Source organism: Paenibacillus sp. EB106-06-01-XG199, from assembly GCF_058791575.1.
In genome coordinates this window covers 122,808-139,312 of sequence record NZ_JBYTDQ010000001.1, presented here as the reverse complement: position 1 = coordinate 139,312, position 16,505 = coordinate 122,808, and the positions used below count along the sequence as shown (strand labels likewise).

The 16,505-nt window shown below is 48.7% G+C and carries 20 protein-coding genes and 1 tRNA gene; 4 read left to right on the top strand and 17 right to left on the bottom strand.

The features are described 5' to 3' along the window. Positions 1–10: 10 nt before the first annotated feature. Positions 11–1,654: a recombinase family protein gene (locus tag AC3WT9_RS00750; protein ID WP_492407157.1), complete on the top strand. Its 1,644-nt coding sequence runs from the start codon at positions 11–13 to the stop codon at positions 1,652–1,654. Here the strand turns inward: AC3WT9_RS00750 and AC3WT9_RS00745 are convergent. The 11 genes from AC3WT9_RS00745 to AC3WT9_RS00695 all read right to left on the bottom strand — a co-directional run bounded on the left by AC3WT9_RS00745 (position 1,611) and on the right by AC3WT9_RS00695 (position 10,664). Further along, positions 1,611–2,951 (bottom strand): YifB family Mg chelatase-like AAA ATPase, encoded by a 1,341-nt coding sequence (locus tag AC3WT9_RS00745; RefSeq protein WP_492407156.1) that lies wholly within the window; start codon positions 2,949–2,951, stop codon positions 1,611–1,613. The genes AC3WT9_RS00750 and AC3WT9_RS00745 overlap by 44 nt on opposite strands. Before the next feature lie 193 nt (positions 2,952–3,144). Then, positions 3,145–3,654: a metallophosphoesterase gene (locus AC3WT9_RS00740; protein WP_341378954.1), complete on the bottom strand. Its 510-nt coding sequence runs from the start codon at positions 3,652–3,654 to the stop codon at positions 3,145–3,147. A 66-nt stretch (positions 3,655–3,720) separates the two neighbouring features. After that, positions 3,721–4,134, bottom strand: coding sequence for a hypothetical protein (locus AC3WT9_RS00735; protein WP_341094088.1), 414 nt, complete (start codon positions 4,132–4,134; stop codon positions 3,721–3,723). Positions 4,135–4,268: 134 nt separating this feature from the next. Beyond that, complete coding sequence (locus tag AC3WT9_RS00730) at positions 4,269–4,655, bottom strand: YraN family protein (RefSeq protein ID WP_038593584.1); 387 nt, start codon at positions 4,653–4,655, stop codon at positions 4,269–4,271. Next, the gene (locus tag AC3WT9_RS00725) at positions 4,652–4,951 is read right to left on the bottom strand and encodes an EscU/YscU/HrcU family type III secretion system export apparatus switch protein (protein WP_038593587.1); all 300 of its coding nucleotides are present in this window, start codon (positions 4,949–4,951) and stop codon (positions 4,652–4,654) included. Before AC3WT9_RS00725 ends, AC3WT9_RS00730 begins: the two co-directional genes overlap by 4 nt. After that, the gene (locus tag AC3WT9_RS00720) at positions 4,948–7,272 is read right to left on the bottom strand and encodes a TP0910 N-terminal domain-containing protein (RefSeq protein WP_492407155.1); all 2,325 of its coding nucleotides are present in this window, start codon (positions 7,270–7,272) and stop codon (positions 4,948–4,950) included. The genes AC3WT9_RS00725 and AC3WT9_RS00720 overlap by 4 nt, the downstream gene beginning before the upstream one ends. Before the next feature lie 59 nt (positions 7,273–7,331). Further along, positions 7,332–7,943 carry a ribonuclease HII gene (rnhB, locus tag AC3WT9_RS00715; protein ID WP_341097709.1) on the bottom strand — a complete coding sequence of 204 codons (612 nt, stop codon included), beginning with the start codon at positions 7,941–7,943 and terminating at the stop codon, positions 7,332–7,334. A 219-nt stretch (positions 7,944–8,162) separates the two neighbouring features. Beyond that, positions 8,163–9,023: a ribosome biogenesis GTPase YlqF gene (ylqF, locus tag AC3WT9_RS00710; RefSeq protein ID WP_341094090.1), complete on the bottom strand. Its 861-nt coding sequence runs from the start codon at positions 9,021–9,023 to the stop codon at positions 8,163–8,165. A gap of 29 nt (positions 9,024–9,052) precedes the next feature. Next, entirely contained in the window at positions 9,053–9,673 is a 621-nt protein-coding gene (gene lepB, locus AC3WT9_RS00705) for a signal peptidase I (protein WP_341094091.1), read from the bottom strand. A 217-nt stretch (positions 9,674–9,890) separates the two neighbouring features. Further along, a complete protein-coding gene (gene rplS / locus AC3WT9_RS00700; RefSeq protein WP_038593601.1) occupies positions 9,891–10,235 on the bottom strand; it encodes a 50S ribosomal protein L19 in 345 nt (114 codons plus the stop codon). A 141-nt stretch (positions 10,236–10,376) separates the two neighbouring features. Next, entirely contained in the window at positions 10,377–10,664 is a 288-nt protein-coding gene (locus AC3WT9_RS00695; protein WP_341094092.1) for a hypothetical protein, read from the bottom strand. 332 nt (positions 10,665–10,996) lie between these two features. On the opposite strand from AC3WT9_RS00695, the gene AC3WT9_RS00690 reads away from it, so the two are divergent. Then, a complete protein-coding gene (locus tag AC3WT9_RS00690) occupies positions 10,997–12,040 on the top strand; it encodes a DUF4097 family beta strand repeat-containing protein (RefSeq protein ID WP_492407154.1) in 1,044 nt (347 codons plus the stop codon). Between the two features lie 89 nt (positions 12,041–12,129). Here AC3WT9_RS00690 and AC3WT9_RS00685 read toward each other — a convergent pair whose 3' ends face one another. Further along, positions 12,130–12,378, bottom strand: coding sequence for an LSm family protein (locus AC3WT9_RS00685; RefSeq protein ID WP_038593610.1), 249 nt, complete (start codon positions 12,376–12,378; stop codon positions 12,130–12,132). 210 nt (positions 12,379–12,588) lie between these two features. On the opposite strand from AC3WT9_RS00685, the gene AC3WT9_RS00680 reads away from it, so the two are divergent. Then, complete coding sequence (locus AC3WT9_RS00680; RefSeq protein WP_341094094.1) at positions 12,589–12,786, top strand: hypothetical protein; 198 nt, start codon at positions 12,589–12,591, stop codon at positions 12,784–12,786. A gap of 162 nt (positions 12,787–12,948) precedes the next feature. On the opposite strand, the gene AC3WT9_RS00675 is transcribed toward AC3WT9_RS00680, so the two are convergent. Beyond that, positions 12,949–13,022 (bottom strand) — tRNA-Pro (locus AC3WT9_RS00675). Between the two features lie 198 nt (positions 13,023–13,220). On the opposite strand from AC3WT9_RS00675, the gene AC3WT9_RS00670 reads away from it, so the two are divergent. Beyond that, positions 13,221–13,586, top strand: a complete 366-nt coding sequence (locus AC3WT9_RS00670; protein ID WP_341378960.1) for a YhjD family protein — start codon at positions 13,221–13,223, stop codon at positions 13,584–13,586. 762 nt (positions 13,587–14,348) lie between these two features. Here AC3WT9_RS00670 and trmD read toward each other — a convergent pair. The 4 genes from trmD to rpsP all read right to left on the bottom strand — a co-directional run bounded on the left by trmD (position 14,349) and on the right by rpsP (position 16,437). Continuing rightward, the gene (trmD, locus tag AC3WT9_RS00665; RefSeq protein ID WP_341097711.1) at positions 14,349–15,221 is read right to left on the bottom strand and encodes a tRNA (guanosine(37)-N1)-methyltransferase TrmD; all 873 of its coding nucleotides are present in this window, start codon (positions 15,219–15,221) and stop codon (positions 14,349–14,351) included. After that, positions 15,221–15,745 carry a ribosome maturation factor RimM gene (rimM, locus tag AC3WT9_RS00660; RefSeq protein WP_341094096.1) on the bottom strand — a complete coding sequence of 175 codons (525 nt, stop codon included), beginning with the start codon at positions 15,743–15,745 and terminating at the stop codon, positions 15,221–15,223. Before rimM ends, trmD begins: the two co-directional genes overlap by 1 nt. Before the next feature lie 166 nt (positions 15,746–15,911). Further along, positions 15,912–16,142 (bottom strand): KH domain-containing protein, encoded by a 231-nt coding sequence (locus AC3WT9_RS00655; protein WP_038593622.1) that lies wholly within the window; start codon positions 16,140–16,142, stop codon positions 15,912–15,914. Between the two features lie 22 nt (positions 16,143–16,164). Then, on the bottom strand, positions 16,165–16,437 hold the full coding sequence (gene rpsP, locus AC3WT9_RS00650; protein WP_036688604.1) for a 30S ribosomal protein S16: 273 nt from the start codon (positions 16,435–16,437) through the stop codon (positions 16,165–16,167). Positions 16,438–16,505: the final 68 nt, after the last annotated feature.

The following is a 16,505-nucleotide window of genomic DNA, read 5'->3' as shown; positions in this document are numbered from 1 at the left end:
GGAATTATAAATGCTTAATTTTACAAATGCATTGCATGAGAAAGATGTTGTTGTTTATGCACGTGTATCTTCAGATGATCAGCAGGAACGAGAAACCATTGAAAATCAAATAGAATTTGCTCAGAAATATTGTGAGTTACATAATTTGAATATTGTAGGCTGGTATAAAGATGATGGAGTTACCGGCACAATTGGCCTAGATCAGCGTGAGGACGGAAAACAGCTGCTGGATGATGCCAAGTCAGGCCGTTTCAAAACCGTGCTCATCTACAACATGAAGCGTCTTGGCCGAAAGGCACGCGTCACACTTGATGCCATTTACCAGCTCGAAGAACATGGTGTTAAAATCAAAAGTATGACTGAACCTTTTGATACTGGCGACCCAATGGGACGATTCATTATAACTGTTTTAGCCGGTCAAGCTGAGTTTGACCGTGACACTCTCCTCGACACATTATGGCATGGAGCAAATCGTCATGCTCGATTAGGGAAATGGCTTGGTGGAATTGTCCCCTTTGGGTACCGAGTCAATGAAGAAAGATTTCTTGAAGTAAATGAAGAACCTCTTCCTGGCAAACTAGATTTGTCTGAAGCAAGTATTATCAGACTGATGTACCATCTTGTAGCTAATGAAAAAATGTCAACAGTTAAAGTTGCAGATTATTTTAATTCGTTGCGAATCCCGCCCTCATATGTTGTTCATGGTAGGAAGGTAACAAAAGGTAAGCGCAAAGAAAACACTGCCGGAGTATGGAGCCCCTCACGAATCAGGAACATGATTGTTAATCCAACTTACAAAGGCATCCATGAATACGGAAAACGAGCGACTAGAGAAAGAGAACTAATCGTGCGTGAGGTGGCATCAATTGTATCTGTAGAAACCTGGGAACGGGCTCAACAAGCTTTAAGGAATAATCAAATTGAAGCTTTCCGAAATCAGACCAGATTCTACTTATTACGTGGGGTTATTAAGTGCGGATGCTGCGGCTTGACATATTATGGCGGCGCCTTTAATGGACCTAAAAGGAAACAAAAAGCTTATTATATGTGCGGCGGAAAGACCGCTTATAAGGGACCTCTTCAGGGCAAATGTTATTCCAAAAATATTCCTGCAGAATGGATAGAGGACTTGGCTTGGCAAGAATGCCTTCGTTTTATTAAGAATCCAGGGGAAGCTTTAAAAGAACTCGAAACAGGAATGTATACAAGAAAAACTTTTAGGACTAAATATATCGAGGAAAAAGCAATGATCCTAAAAAGAATAAAGGAAAAAGAACCGGAGAGACAAAGTATCCTTTCCCTTTATCGCCAGAAGATGATTAAAGCAATCGACGTTGAAAAGCAACTACAAGATATTTTGTCGGAAACCGTAGCATTAGAATACCGCGTTAAGGAACTTGATAAATTAATGGAAGCAGAGCAAGACCTGGCTTATCAATTTGATTCAGCTGAAGAGCTCCTATCCGAATTAAGAGCGAAAATAGAAAATGATATTACTTTTGAAACGAAACGTGAAATAGTGAAAACACTCGTTGAAGAAATCATCGTGGAGACGATTGAGCCATTAGAGGGAGGACGCAAAAAAGCGATTGTGAATATTCGTTATTCATTTAATAAATCCAGAGGTGTTCTACACACGGGCAAGGATTCATAGAGCAGGCCAGCAAAAATTGGGCAGGAAAGGTAAATGCAGCGCGGGCACGGCTGATCGTCACTACCCGGTCCTCCAAGGGCTGCCTCAGAACCTCTAGTACATTGCGCGAGAATTCCGGCAGCTCATCCAGAAAGAGAATACCGCGATGGGCTAAGCTGACCTCCCCCGGCTTGGGAATCCCTCCACCGCCAATAAGCCCTGCCGCAGAGATGGTATGATGGGGCGAACGGAACGGGCGCCCCCGCAGCAGCCCGCTGTGGGCATCCTTAAGCTTGCCCGCCGCGCTGAAAATTTTGGTCACCTCCAGAGATTCACTGTCATTCAGCGGTGGTAGAATACTAGGAAGCCGTTTGATGAGCATCGTTTTCCCCGTTCCCGGTGGCCCCATCAGGATAATATTGTGCATCCCCGCCGCCGCAATGGTTAAAGCCCGCTTCACATGATTTTGCCCTAGAACATCACTGTAATCCTCCAGCATACCGTTGTCTTCAGTTATGGCAGATCCTTCATATATCACTGCCGGTATATATTTCAGATGATCCAGCGTAAGCGCCATGACCGGAGGACGCTCGCTGTTCGCAAGACCGCTGCTGACAGAAACCGGAAACGGCAGCGAATTTTGCAGGACAGCCTCCTTTGTCACAGCTTCAGCTTCAGCAACAGCCAATCCTATGGGCAGAGAAGATTTAGTTTTGACTGAGCCACCCGATTCATCAACAGCCATTGTATTCACACTTACTATTTGCTCTACCTCGCTTCTCCTTGCGATGTCCGCCATGTTCATTACCGATTCGTGCTCAGGCTGCGGCAGCTGCCCCAAATGCTCTATCGCATACACTGTAATCCCGCTAATTAAAGCAGCTTCAGCAGCATTGCCCAATGGCACCAATACAGCACGGAATCCGGCGCGACGCGCTGCTTCTACCATCGGCAGCACACCTGTCACAGGGCGCAGGCTGCCGTCGAGCGCAAGTTCGCCGATCAGCAGCAGCTTTTCTGCCTCAGGCATCAACAGTTGGCCGCTTGTCGTCAGAATGCCCAGGGCAATAGCCAGATCGAATGCCGAACCTTCCTTACGCAGATCAGCGGGGGCTAAATTGACCGTAACACGCTGTTGAGGGTAACGATAACCGCAGTTTTTGACCGCCGCACGCACTCTTTCCACAGCTTCACGAATAGCAGAATCAGGCAATCCAATGATATTCGTCTGTGGTAAACCGTTGGCCAGATCAATTTCAACACCGATCATCACACCCTCAATCCCATACAGGCAGGCGCTGTGCATTTTTCCATACATAAAAAAACACCTCTTCTCCTGAAATACGCCAAAAATAAGCGTTGTCGTTTCAAGAAAAAGGGTGCTTCCTCATTTTCCGAGATTATATTATAACCAGTATACAAATGATCTGCAGCCGTGCGCAATAGCTGAACGGGAGATCATCCTCCAGTTATTTGCACAAATGTGAAAGAGCATTTAAAAAGGTGATGAATTAACCCTCTTCATTTACCACCACAGCATCCCTAATTTGCTCAAAAGAGAGCGGTTTGTAGCCCCAATGCTCCACACAAATATTAAAATGATTGTTTCCTTCATATTTCTGTCCATGAATATGACCATGCACATTCACGTAAGGCATATGTTTGTTCATATACATCGGTTCATGTGAAAGAAAGAAGAAATCCTTGTAGATCATCGGGTATTCACTAACCTCGTCGAAGCCCGAATCCAGCCACCATTTGCGGCTTCGCCCGCGGTCATGATTGCCGAGAATCAGTATCTTGTAGCCGTTCAGTGAAGATACTATTCCCGTCGTCGCTTCCAGGTTCATAAATGAGAAATCCCCAAGATGAAATACCGTATCCCCTTCCCCCACCACGGAATTCCAGTTCTCGATCATCGTCCGGTTCATCTCTTCCACACCACTGAAGGGACGGGACTCAAAATCAATAATCAGCTTATGCCCAAAATGGTGGTCTGAGGTAAAAAACACTTTAGACATTCGCGTACACCCAACTTTCACGGAAACTCCGTATATTCTGATTTCACAATTATGCTGAACTTAATTTTATTTACGCCATTCCCGTTTGTTGGAACGCTGGTTTGCATCCAGCTGAATCAATTCAGCGAGTGGCGGGACTTCTTCATGATCAATAAGCCATTTACGCATTTCTCTAATTGCCTCCACCTGTCCATTGCCCTTATCCCGCCAGGTTAGCAGCTCTATCACTTTAATAACCAGTGACAACAGGCTGTTGCTGTCGCTTTGGCTCTTTTCGGCCCGAATCTTTTGAATAAGCGCCTCATTCTCCCAATCAATCAATATCTCCTCGGCAATGGCTGGCCGCATAACGGTGAAGGTTTTGTTGCATTGGCTGCAGCAGACAACGGATAATGGCTCTCCGCCTAAATCTACAGCGATCTTCTGTTCACATTCTTGGCATGTAAAACTTACTTGTATATCAAATGGTTGATTCCTCATGCGGACAACCCTCCTCATGGCAGCATTAAAAGTTACAATAATGTTTACCCATTTCCCTTAAGAAATGACCCATGACACGGAAGTAATGTCAAGACATAAGCTCTAAAATGGACATTAAATCGACAAAAACCCGCTTAAAACGCCTCGCGAATATGCCTTAGAGCAGCAATACTCGTATCGTCATTCAGTAATACTGAAATCACATCAAAGGAGACCTGCCGTTCTTCCTGACCTGTGGCATGCAAATAGACCTCTGCCGTATTGCGCACCTGCCGTATTTTGCGGGTGTTCACAGATTCTTCGGGGGTCCCCTGCTGAGGGTTTCCGCTGCGGCTCCGTACTTCCACGAAGATCAGCCTGCCTTCAAGCTCAGCAATGATGTCAATCTCGCCGCTGCGGCAGCGCCAATTGCATTTAATAATATCGTAACCTTGGGAAGTCAAATACATTACAGCAGCTTGTTCAGCTGCTGTGCCTTTTTGTTTGCGGCTATACCGCCCGCCTGTGCCGTTTTCCCTCACTTGAGCCTCCGCTCTCCTGCAGAACGGTCACTCTGGTAGATATAGCTTAGAATCTCCGCCACCAAATGATACAGCTCAGGAGGAATCTGCTGATCGAGGTCCAACTTCGACAAGACCTCCACCAATGCTGCATCCTCCTGAACAGCAACCCCGTTCTCCTTGGCCCGCTGCAAAATCATATCCGCCACAGCACCTTGCCCTTTGGCCACAACTACCGGGGCTTCGCTTTGGCCTGGAGTATATTTCAGTGCAACAGCCTTCTTAAGGTTCTGTGAAACTTCATTTGGCTCACTCATATCCGGTAATCGACTCCTTTGTAGGAGTCAGGAACATAGTCTGCCAGCTTGGACACAGTCTTCATACCGGGTGCCGCAAGCGAGCTGGGCTCCGGCAAGGGCTCTGTGCGCAAGCTTAAAAGCTGGTAGCCTATTGACTCTACTGCGGATTGGACATCCTCCCGCCGATCCTCCAGCAGTTCAAGTACCCAAGGATCATTATTATGCACCTTGAGGCTTACGATCCGGTCGACCACTTGGACGTCAACCAGCGTCTGTCCCAGCTGCTTCATGTCCAAATCGAACCAAAGCCGGCAGTTCGCCGCATCCAGTTCACCCTTGCGGCCACGCCGCGACTGAATATGGACAGAAGCCGTTTCCTGTCCATCCCCGCCCCGCAGCGGCAGAAACAGCGTCACCTGTGCGAACGGTGCCGTACGGTCCGTGTTGAGCAGCAGCTGCTGTCCCGTCAGCTGCTGCACAAGCTGGCCTGCGGCTTCCTTCACCGCAGGCGGGGCATCGCTGCTCATCACCTGCAGCAGCACGCCCTTCAGCGTGTCGGCGGCGTCTTCACCCGCCGCCGCACCGCCCTGCAGCGCCGCCAGCGGCAGCGCTGCTTCACGCGTTCCCGCGGCCGCTGGCACAGGCCGCGCCTCTGCGGCTGCTGCGAAGCCGCCGCGCACCGCCTGCTGCTCGTGCTCCGCACCGAGCAGCTTCAGCACCCGCCCCACCCAGGACTCCGTGTCCTGGGTGGCAGCGGGCCCCGGCTGCGGCGCTGACGCAGCAGCCGGGCTCTCCCCGCGCGGCGCTGACGCCGCGGGAGCCTGGGTTTGCCCCGCCTGCGTCAGCGGGGCTGCATTGCCCTGCGGCGGCGCAGCCGCAGGCGCTGGCACTGCCGCCGTTGGCGCAGCCAATGGCGCTGGTGCTGGCGTAGACGCTGGCGCTGCTGCCGGTGTTGGCGCTGCCGCTGGCGTTGGCGCTGCCGCTGGCGTTGGTGCTGCCGCCGGCGTAGAAGCTGCCGTTGGGGCAGGGCTTCCGCCCGCAACGTTAGCGGGCGGCGAAGCGGCGAGCTGCGGCTGTGTGCCGCGCAGCTCGCTGAGCACGCCCTGCAGCTTCGTTAGCAGGGCCGTGCCGGACTGCTGCGCTGCCGGTGCACTGGCATTGCTTGCAGCAGCTTGCGCACGCTCCGGCTGAGCTGCGCTCCCCGGCTTTGCCGCATTCGCCGTAGGCTCCGCCTCTGATCCGGCAGATCCTGCACCGATTCGTACCACCGCAGGATCTGCTCCACTCTCTTTCAGCCGCGCGGCAGGATTCTGCGTGTCAGCTCCTTCAGCCGAACTCCCTGAAGCCGCATTTGCTGCCTTAGGAAGAACACCTGCGTCGGCAGATTCGTTGTCTGCCGGCACAGCCGCAGCAGTACCTGCCACGTTCTTGGCTGCGGCTTCAGGCTTAGCACCTTCGGCTTCGGGTGTGTTCGCGGCCATCGCTGCAGCCTGTTCACCCTTCCCTACACCAGCCTGCGCTGCCGTAGACTGCACAGCTGGTTTGGCCCCGTCAGCAGCTTCGTCCGGCATAGCAGAAGCCGCTAAGGCAGCTTTAGCCGCTGCCGGATCGACATCAACCTCTCCGCCTGCCACAGCGAGACCAGTACCAGTATTGCCGGTAGAAGAAGGGGCAGCCGATCCGGAAGGAGCCGTAAACTTCTCCGAACCACCTATGGCCTTTCCACCATCCCCTTCACTTTCCTGCTGTGCCCAGAGCGTAAGCTCCGTTTCAAGCTTGGTCAGCAATTCATGCAGTTTCGGACCAAACACAGCCTGCTGCAGCCCCTTCACGCTCTCCGCTGTCACAGGCAGTCCCCGTTTCACTGAGATCACTGCCGCTTCCAGCCACTCCGAAGTCGGCACGCCCTGCGGCTTGGCGTTCATCACCGCATCGAGCTTCGCCGCCGTCTCTTTGGTCAGGGGCAGGCCTCCTAATTGCATGGCCTGAATAATCTCCCGTCCTGCCTTGGAATCTGACAGCCCAAGTGATTCCAGTGCCTCCCCCATGCTCTGAGATGATGCAAGAGCTGATTCGCCAAGGGAGACCGGCTTCAATACGGGCAGCCCGCCCTCACCCGGAGGGGCAACCTGCAGATTTAAGGTTTGTCCAGGCTGCAGCGGAGTTTCCAGCTCCGCACGGACAGGTGTGCCTTGGATCTGAACGACCGCTTCTTTGCCGGATTCCGACACACTGAGGACTACACCACGAACGACCTGGCCTTCCTTAAGTTCCAAAGACTTGGCTTCTCCCGGTTTACTGTCTCCGAGCAATCCTCGAATCATAGATCCGATATTCATGCCTTTTCTCCTCCCTTCGTTTAATGTCTTCTTAGTATATCGACATTTAAGTTCTTTTTTTAAAATAACGTCTGCTGCTCCGCCAATATCCGGCTGATGAAGCTCCGCCGGTGCATAGGCGTTGGCCCCAAGGCTGCAATTTGCTCGCGGTGAAGCTTGGTCGCGTAGCCTTTATGTATTTTAATCCCATAGTCCGGGTATAATTCCTCCCATAAGCCTTCACAGAGCCGGTCACGGGTCACCTTCGCCACAATGGATGCCGCAGCTATGGATTGACTATTGGCATCTCCTTTAATAATTGAACGCTGAGGAAGCGGCAAATCCACTTTTTCCGCATCAATTAGCATGTAATCCGGCGTATGGCTCAAGCCCTCCACCGCCTTCTTCATTGCCAGCCGCGAAGCCTGTTTAATGTTAATTTCATCAATGACCGCAGAGTCAACGTGACCAACACCAACCGCCAGCGCTTGCTCCATAATGTGCTCAAACAAAACCTCTCTCTTCTTGGCGCTCAGCTTTTTTGAATCGTCAACCCCCTCTATAATAAGGCCTTCTGGCAATATCACCGCTGCGGCGACAACATCCCCGAACAGACAGCCTCTGCCCACCTCATCTACACCGGCAATCCGGCAAAATGATTGCTCCCAGCCTTCTTTTTCGTATAACAACATATCTATAGTACTCACTGTTCATCCACCGCCAGTTTCACTTATATTCAATACTACTGCTTTTTAGCTTATCATATGAAGCCGTCAGGAGGCATCCTTCTTTAAGTTAATAAATAAAATTCTGCATAGGACCCATTTCTATCATGCTTCAAAAACAAAGACAACAAAAAGAGCCACCCCAAAAAGTGGATGGCTTGTAATCCAATCATTATTTTACCGTGCTCAAGGCATCTCCAAGGTAAAGGTTCCAAGCTTTCCTGCCCGCAGTTCATGGAGTAACGTACGTGACGCCTTCTCCAGATCCACTCGCCCGCCACTGATGAGGCAGCCACGTTTACGCCCTATCGCTTCCAGAACGGCAACGATCTCATCGGGGTTCTCCAGATCCTCAGGAAGCTTATCAATCCCGAAGCGTTCCTTAAACCGGGAACCATAATCTGAGACCAGATATTTGACAGCATAAAAGGCGATATCCTCGACGTTCAGAATCTCCTCTTTAATAGCTCCGGTTACCGCAAGGCGGTAGCCTACATCCTGATCCTCGAACTTTGGCCACAGAATACCCGGGGTATCCAGAAGCTCCAGATTTCCGCCTGTTTTGATCCATTGCTGGCCCTTTGTGACCCCCGGGCGGTCACCGGTTGCAGCGATACTCTTGCCTGCCATCCGGTTAATGAGCGTCGATTTGCCCACATTGGGAATCCCCACGATCAGTGCGCGCATCGCCCGCGGATTCATCCCCTTGGCAATTTGCCGATCAATTTTCTCCTTCAGCAGCAGTTTAACCTGTTCAGGAATTTCCTTCACACCTGTTCCGGTAGACGCATCTACAGGATGGGCGACATGCCCCTGGGCTTTGAAGTACGCCAACCATTTGCGCGTCGCTTCTGGATCAGCCAAATCTGCTTTATTCAGAATAATCAATCTCGGCTTGTCCCGTAAAATATCGTCAATCATCGGATTGCGGCTGGAAAGCGGCAGACGGGAATCAAGCAGTTCTATTGCAACATCTATCAGCTTCAGCTTATCCTCAATTTGCCGTCTAGCCTTCGTCATATGACCCGGGAACCATTGAATGGCCATTGCCGTCACCTCCTTTGACTTCTGTCAGCTTAATGGTTAATTACTGAAATGTCTTTGACCGGCCAAAAAATCAGATCTGCACGGCCTACAATATCGCCAAGCGGCACATAACCGATCATCCGGCTATCCGTACTGTCTGAGCGGTTATCCCCCATTACGAATACATGTCCTTCCGGCACTGTGCCGTCAGTAAAATCTTCGTTTGGGAAATCTTTATTATTGTACAAAGCATTATTATTATGCGCTTCATCAATCGCGCCTTGAATGTAAGTTTCGTTCACAGGTTCTCCGTTAACTGTAACGACATCCCCTTCGACTTTCACCGTATCTCCTGCCACTCCAATTACGCGTTTGATGAAGTCCCTGCCCTCTGAAGGTACATGAAACACAATCACCTCGCCACGCTGCGGAGAGCGGATGTCATACAAGATTTCATTTACAATTACACGTTCACCGGTATGGAAATTAGGCTTCATAGAAGGTCCATCCACAATAAACGGCTTAAATAAAAGCCAGCGTATCAGAATTACCAGAACCAATGCAATTGCTATCGCTTTAATCCATTCCAACACTTCATTCTTCTGTTTCTTGGGATTCTGTCCGCCGGACTCCACGATCTCCCCTTGTCCCTGCTGCAAATCCTGCTGCATAATTCACCGTCCTCTCTTCATCCTATATTCACTATACAACACAAAAAAACTCCTGCCAAAAACTCCTCCACGATTACTCCTTCAGGAGGCCTTTTCGGAGAAGCTGATCCTAAGGCAACTATTTTAATGTCCATTATTGGGGTCGAGAAGAACCGGATATAGCAACAAGAATAAACGAAAGGGGCTTGAACTCAAGCCCCTTTCCTTTGTCACTATTCTAGCGACGGATTTCTTTAATTCTTGCAGCTTTACCGCGCAGTTCACGAAGATAGTAGAGCTTCGCACGACGAACTTTACCACGGCGAGCCACTTCGATTTTCTCGAGTTTAGGCGAGTTGATTGGGAAAGTTCTTTCCACACCAACACCGTAAGAAATTTTACGAACCGTAAAAGTCTCACCAATTCCACCGCCGCGACGTTTGATTACAACGCCTTCGAACAACTGGATCCGTTCACGAGTTCCTTCGATAACTTTTACGTGTACCTTCAAAGTGTCACCCGGGCGAAAACTCGGGATATCTTTGCGGATTTGTTCTTGCGTAATTGCTTGTAGGATATTCATTTAGGACTTCCTCCTTCCGTACAGGTGTTCATGCCTCTTCCGGAGAGACCATCGCTCTCCCTCATTATCCGCAGAGGACCACCGTATTCCACACAACAGAAATAATAATAACATAAAGAGTAGGCTAATACAACTATATTTTTAGAGCGGGAGCATATCCTTCTTTTGGGCTTTCGTTTTGCAATCCTTGCACAGTCCGACTACGCTTCCGTTATCCTGGGCATAAAAGATAAGTTTGCCGTTTCTCTTCTTGCATGAGGAACAGAGCTGCTCCGTGGAACTCTGCTTAGCTTTGCGGTGTCTGTCCATCGAGATCACATTGCTGGCCGTTGCAGTCTTTGGACTTCCGGCCCTCTTATGCCGTCTGTTAAACAGCCAGTAAACAACCACAACAAATAACAATACGATCAGGATTGCTGCATATCGCATCAGGCTCATCCGCTCCCTTGACTTTTTACAGTCAAAATAGTAATAGACCGCCCTTCATGGTGCCTGAGAGTCGGTCTGTTTTCTGCTGCCAAGCTCCGTTACACTTCTACACTTCGATTGCTCTGATTTCCAACCCGCCGTTTCAGCTTTACTGAACCTATCATCTACAGCTAATTTTAACACAATCGTTTATTGATTTGTAGTCGCGCCCATAGGTACTGGACTTTAGTCCAGCACAGCAACCGGTCTCTAGCCTGTTATTCAATTATTTACCATAATATATAATAACGATTATACATAAGCAATATACAGACTTTTAGGAGGGGCTCCATTTGAAAAAAAATTATAAACCAGCAAAGATTGCAGCACTGGCTGTTTTCTCCATTGTACTATTAGCCGGCTGCAGAGAACTGCCTGGCAAGGAAGCTGCTGATAATCAGCTTGAACAGCGCTTATCCGGCAACTCCCAACAGGAAGTTGCTGACAGTAATGGGGAGTTTGAAGAATTCTCTAGTGAACTCGGGCAGGAGATCAGTGAAGCAGCAGCAGATTTAGGACACGGGTTAAGTGAAGCAACAGCAAACCTTGGGCAGGGTATCGGAGAAGCAATGGAAAATGTACAGCAAACTGCTCAGAATACTGCGTCCGTTGTGGCAGAACAGATCACAGCCGACAGTGTCAGCAAAGAACTTGTTGCCACCTCAAAACCAGGGTCCTCCTCTACACTTACCCTGGACAATGCAGTGGGTGAGGTTGAGGTCATCTCCACTACAGGAAATACCGTTAACGTAACCGCTACTATCGTAGCCCATCATGCCTCCAGCAAATATGCTCCAGAGTTGTTTGATAATGCTGAAGTATCTGTAAAAATTAGCGGTGACGAGCTTAAAGTATCCACCTACGCCAAGGACAGTCCCAAAAAGGATTTATGGTCCTGGGCGCACAAAAAATACGGCTATTCAGACTTCAGCATCAACTACCTGATTGAGCTTCCAGCCAGTTTCGACACATTTGAAATCAATAATGATGTAGGTTCTATTGAGTTGAGCCAGTTGCAGGGCACCTTTGACATTTCGAGCGATGTTGGAGCCGTCACACTCCGGGATGTTGAAGTCACCGGCAAGTCTAAGGTAGAGACAGATACCGGAAGCATCGGGCTAAGTATCAATGAGATGAAAAACGGCAGCAGTCTCAAAGCTAAAAGTGACATAGGCAAAATATCCGCCTCTTTGGACAGCAGTCTCAAATGCACTGTGGAGGCCTCCAGCGAGCTTGGACATATTTCCGGTACAGGTTCCGGCAAACATGATTTAAACGGGGGTGGACCGCTGTTGTCCCTATCCACGGAAATCGGCTCCATCTCCATACAGAACTAAAATGAAAGATACCGAACCGAATATCGAAATTTACGTATATACGCAAAAAGTGGGCTTCCCAGATTAGGGAGGTCCACTTTTTTTGCCTTTTAGATCAGTGCGATTGCCAGCAGTGTAAACAAGCTTAAAGTTAAAATTTCACTGCCGTACCCGTAAAAACCGCCGTAATAATTGCCTGGGTAAAATGCCGAGGTTTTCATTTTTCCGTTGCCCTTCGTTTTCAAATAGACATTGTTACGATCCACATCCACGATGATACCTTCATGCTGTTTTCCATCGGTTGTCATAATCCGTACCCTTTTGTTTTTGCATTGCAGACAATTATAATATGCTTCCACCGTAACTCCTCCTTTACTGTAGTGATTTATTTTATGACTGGAGGGATTAGCCGGTAACGGCTAAGTTACCATTGTGAAATAAATGTGAAATAAATAACTTGTGAACAATATGTGTCTTTTTCGTTGGAAAAGGTTTATAATAAGCTTACAAACAGTAAAGCGCTTACGGGCTTGTATATGCACTAATTCGAACTTAAGGAGGAAGAAATCATGAGTACAGCAGGGAGAAATTTTATTAACGAGGGAATACTGCGCATCGCCTTGTTCCTAATCTTCGCATCACTTACTTACACAGTAAGAAACTACGTCTGGGCCATTATCGTACTCACGGTTGTTGCATTATATGCATTGGTTACCGGGGTCATAAAGCTTACCCGCAGTGACAGTGAAGTACTAGAGCGACGATAACCAAGTGGAAACGGCTTTGCCGTCCTCAAAAGGACGTATCCGTTTCAGCGAGAAATAGAAGGATAGTTTATAGCGTGAAGCATATAAATTCTTATATTTGGACAAAAAAACCGCTTCATACGGAATCTTGAATCCGTATGAAGCGGTTTTTTTAGTGTCGTATCGGAGTAACAGGATTTGAACCTGCGACCTCACCCACCCCAAGGGTGCGCGCTACCAGGCTGCGCTATACCCCGACGGCTACTCCGTAACTTCCGCGCCATTATCACGTTCTGCCAACGATTGCCCATACGGTCGTCACAGCGTTTTACCAATCTCGCGTTTATTATAGCGTATGGCCGCGCACCCATGCAATAAAATAACGCGCACCTATACAAAATTGTTCATATGAGATATAATGCGAACATACATTCGCAATTGAACGGAGGCATGTTATGTCCGCAACACGCACATCACCCGCATCGATCCCCGCAGAAGTCCGCAACTTCATCCGCCCTTACGCGATCCTTCCGATGGTGAAAGCCGCATTCGAACGGGATTCCCAGATATTCCTCTCGATGCACACACTTGACCCGTACGTCGCGTGGCTGACGCAGGCCAGGGAAAGATTAACGCAAGAAGATCTCATGATAAAGGCGCAGGCACAACGGAGCGGAATTAGCATTATAGAAAAACAGCATATAGATGGCACGCTGCGGATTCGTTATCAATGCCAGGCTGGCATCGGTGACTTAGCGATCCCGGATGCCGAGGTTGCAGAGGAAGCTTCGGACCTTATGAGGCGGCTATTGACGTTTTAAAACGAAAATAAGCACAGATCTCCAGTTCTGATTAAAGCAATGCTTTCTTCTGTGAAAATAGGTTTTAATATATTCTTAAAATTTTATAGATTTTCAAATCACGTTATGCTATACTCTTGGCACAAGGAAAGGAGGTGCGTTCACATCAAGCATGACATGCTGAACGTATCCCTTACCCGGACCAACGGCTGATCAACTGGCTTTGGTGGCGCGGGATACGGATCAAGTAATAAAACAGCGCCTCGGGTAGAGAGACCGTCTTCGGACGGTCTTTTTCATGTCTTGATTAACAAAAACAGTAAAAACCATTAAAGCAGCGGGTCATTGATCCGTCTGTTCTAATGGTTTTTTGGGTTACTGCTGCTATTACTATAGCACTTCTCCTATTGGACCTGTTGCCAGGGTCTGTTCTCTACTCAGAAAAGGGGTTACGATTTACGATTCGTATAAAAATCGATAATATCGCTTACTGTACGGAGCGGCTCCGCTTCCTTGTGGACAGTGTCCACGTCCGGTTTGAATTCTTCACGCGTATTCGTAGTCACTTTCAGTTCATTCCTTTCAATTGTTAAGCTAACTGCATCTAAGTTGCATTTCTTATGGCGGCACCTCTATTTATTACCCTAAAAAAAGGATAACTACGCACATTTGCTCTTATTTTTTTTGTGAAGCCTATATGTCTGCTAAATTATTCACTACATAACAAAAAACGCCTCCTCAACGTAATATACGTTAAAAAGACGTGTGATATGCCTTGTGCCATTAATTATTTTGTTGAGGCTTGTTCTGCTGCTGGCGTAAACGCTCCAGCGTCTTCTTATCCTTCACCGTTAATTCGGCGGTATCCAGGAGATCCGGTCTGCGCTCCAGGGTTCGTTCCAGAGCCTGCTCACGCCGCCATATTTCGATATTGGCATGGTGACCGCTCAGGAGCATATCCGGCACCTTCCATCCGCGAAACTCAGCCGGACGCGTATAATGCGGATACTCCAGCAGGCCGGTGCTGAACGAATCTGTTATCGCTGAGGTTTCATTTCCAAGGGCCCCGGGCTGCAGCCGCACCACTGAATCAATGACCGTCAGGGCGGGCAGCTCACCACCAGTCAGCACGTAATCCCCAATGGACAGCTCATCCGTTACGAGATGCTCTCTGATCCGTTCATCATAACCTTCATAATGGCCACAGATAAAAATCAGATGCTGCTCCTGGGCTAATTCCTCGGCGATATGCTGGTTATATTGTTTTCCCTGCGGGCACATAAGGATAATACGCGGTTTCACAGGAGAAGCAGACGTACGTTCCGCTATTGCTCCAGTACCATGCTGGCGCTCATCTCCGTTTACATCGTCGCTTTCGGGAAAACTTCCCCCGGCGATCTCCTCAGCTTGCTCTCCGTCCTGCGAGATGCCCAGCACATGTTCCACGGCAGCAAAGATTGGGTCAGGCTTCAGCACCATCCCTCCGCCTCCGCCATAAGGCGTGTCATCCACACTGTTATGCTTATTGCCTGAGAAATCACGGAAATTGACTGCGTTTAGGGAGACGATCCCTTTTTCACGTGCTTTGCCAAGAATGCTTGTGCCAAATACGCCCTCACACATTTCCGGGAAGAGCGTCAGCACATCAATTCTCATCATGGTAATAGTCCTTCCATCAGGTGAACGGTGATTTTCCGGGCTGCAATATCCACGTCAAGCACTACATCATTGATGACCGGAATAAGAATATCCTGTCCTTTGGCCGGTTTCACAACCCAGACGTCGTTGGCTCCAGGCTGCAGGATGTCTGTAATCGTGCCCAGCGGCTCGCTTCCATCCTCATCAGTGTATACTTCGCAGCCAACGATGTGGTGGAAGTAATATTCATTTTCCGGAAGCTCGACCAGATCATCACTAGGAACCTTAAGCAGGCTGCCTTTATATTTCTCGATCTGATTGATGTTGGTATAGCCCTTCAGTTTGGCAATGAACATCCCTTTATGCTCTTTGGCAGATTCCACGATCACCTCGAATTTCGGACTTCCATCAGCGGGGATAAGCTGCAGCTTTTTGCCCGGCGCAAAGCGGACATCCGGAAAATCGGTATGCGACAAAATCTTGACCTCCCCGCGAATGCCGTGGGTATTGACCAGCCTGCCTACGGTTAACTCTTCGGTCATATAATCCTCTCCTTCAAATATTATCAGCGTTACTGCTGCAATAGGACTCGTACATAAATGGCACGGCAACGCCTATTTTGGTTCTTTATACATTAATCTATACTGCTATATTTGAACAAAAAGGAGCCGGGATATACTATCCCTAGCCCCTCATTGAACGCATCCATTAAGATAAAATATCCACGGTAACGCGTTTATCGCTCTTGACTGCTGCAGATGTGACTACTGTGCGAAGCGCTTTGGCGATCCGCCCCTGCTTGCCAATGACCTTGCCGACATCATCAGGATGTACAGAGAGCTCATATACAATCAGGTGATCCTTCTCCACAGTCCGCACGATCACATCTTCTGGATGATCCACTAAAGCCTTAGCAATAACACCAACTAATTCTTCCATAGAGGACCCTCGCAATCAGTCATTATTTCTGTTGCTTCAGCTCATGGAACTTCTTCATCACGCCTGCTTTGGAAAGCAAGTTGCGGACGGTATCAGATGCTTGTGCACCTGTTTGAAGCCATTTAAGAGCTTTTTCCTCATCGATCTTAACTACTGCCGGTTGTTCAATCGGATTATAATAACCGATTTCCTCGATGAAACGACCGTCACGAGGGGACCGGGAATCGGAAACCACTACACGATAGAAAGGCGCTTTATGTGCACCCATTCTTTTCAAACGAATACGTACTGCCACGAAATTCACCTCCTTAAAAGAATATCGAAAGATTGGAAAGAGTTTGCTGGAACCCTTTTTTTGATCCC

What these genes read in the sequence shown, in the direction of transcription:
- rplS (WP_038593601.1), bottom strand. Translation starts at nt 10,235, where the DNA reads ATGAATATCCTACAAGCAATTACGCAAGAACAAATCCGCAAAGATATC.
- AC3WT9_RS00670 (WP_341378960.1), top strand. Translation starts at nt 13,221, where the DNA reads ATGTCCGCAACACGCACATCACCCGCATCGATCCCCGCAGAAGTCCGC.
- AC3WT9_RS00720 (WP_492407155.1), bottom strand. Translation starts at nt 7,272, where the DNA reads ATGAATATCGGATCTATGATTCGAGGATTGCTCGGAGACAGTAAACCG.
- rimM (WP_341094096.1), bottom strand. Translation starts at nt 15,745, where the DNA reads ATGACCGAAGAGTTAACCGTAGGCAGGCTGGTCAATACCCACGGCATT.
- AC3WT9_RS00680 (WP_341094094.1), top strand. Translation starts at nt 12,589, where the DNA reads ATGAGTACAGCAGGGAGAAATTTTATTAACGAGGGAATACTGCGCATC.
- rnhB (WP_341097709.1), bottom strand. Translation starts at nt 7,943, where the DNA reads ATGTTGTTATACGAAAAAGAAGGCTGGGAGCAATCATTTTGCCGGATT.
- AC3WT9_RS00740 (WP_341378954.1), bottom strand. Translation starts at nt 3,654, where the DNA reads ATGTCTAAAGTGTTTTTTACCTCAGACCACCATTTTGGGCATAAGCTG.
- AC3WT9_RS00725 (WP_038593587.1), bottom strand. Translation starts at nt 4,951, where the DNA reads ATGAGTGAGCCAAATGAAGTTTCACAGAACCTTAAGAAGGCTGTTGCA.
- AC3WT9_RS00655 (WP_038593622.1), bottom strand. Translation starts at nt 16,142, where the DNA reads ATGGAAGAATTAGTTGGTGTTATTGCTAAGGCTTTAGTGGATCATCCA.
- ylqF (WP_341094090.1), bottom strand. Translation starts at nt 9,023, where the DNA reads ATGGCCATTCAATGGTTCCCGGGTCATATGACGAAGGCTAGACGGCAA.
- trmD (WP_341097711.1), bottom strand. Translation starts at nt 15,221, where the DNA reads ATGAGAATTGATGTGCTGACGCTCTTCCCGGAAATGTGTGAGGGCGTA.
- lepB (WP_341094091.1), bottom strand. Translation starts at nt 9,673, where the DNA reads ATGCAGCAGGATTTGCAGCAGGGACAAGGGGAGATCGTGGAGTCCGGC.
- AC3WT9_RS00750 (WP_492407157.1), top strand. Translation starts at nt 11, where the DNA reads ATGCTTAATTTTACAAATGCATTGCATGAGAAAGATGTTGTTGTTTAT.
- AC3WT9_RS00695 (WP_341094092.1), bottom strand. Translation starts at nt 10,664, where the DNA reads ATGCGATATGCAGCAATCCTGATCGTATTGTTATTTGTTGTGGTTGTT.
- AC3WT9_RS00735 (WP_341094088.1), bottom strand. Translation starts at nt 4,134, where the DNA reads ATGAGGAATCAACCATTTGATATACAAGTAAGTTTTACATGCCAAGAA.
- AC3WT9_RS00745 (WP_492407156.1), bottom strand. Translation starts at nt 2,951, where the DNA reads ATGTATGGAAAAATGCACAGCGCCTGCCTGTATGGGATTGAGGGTGTG.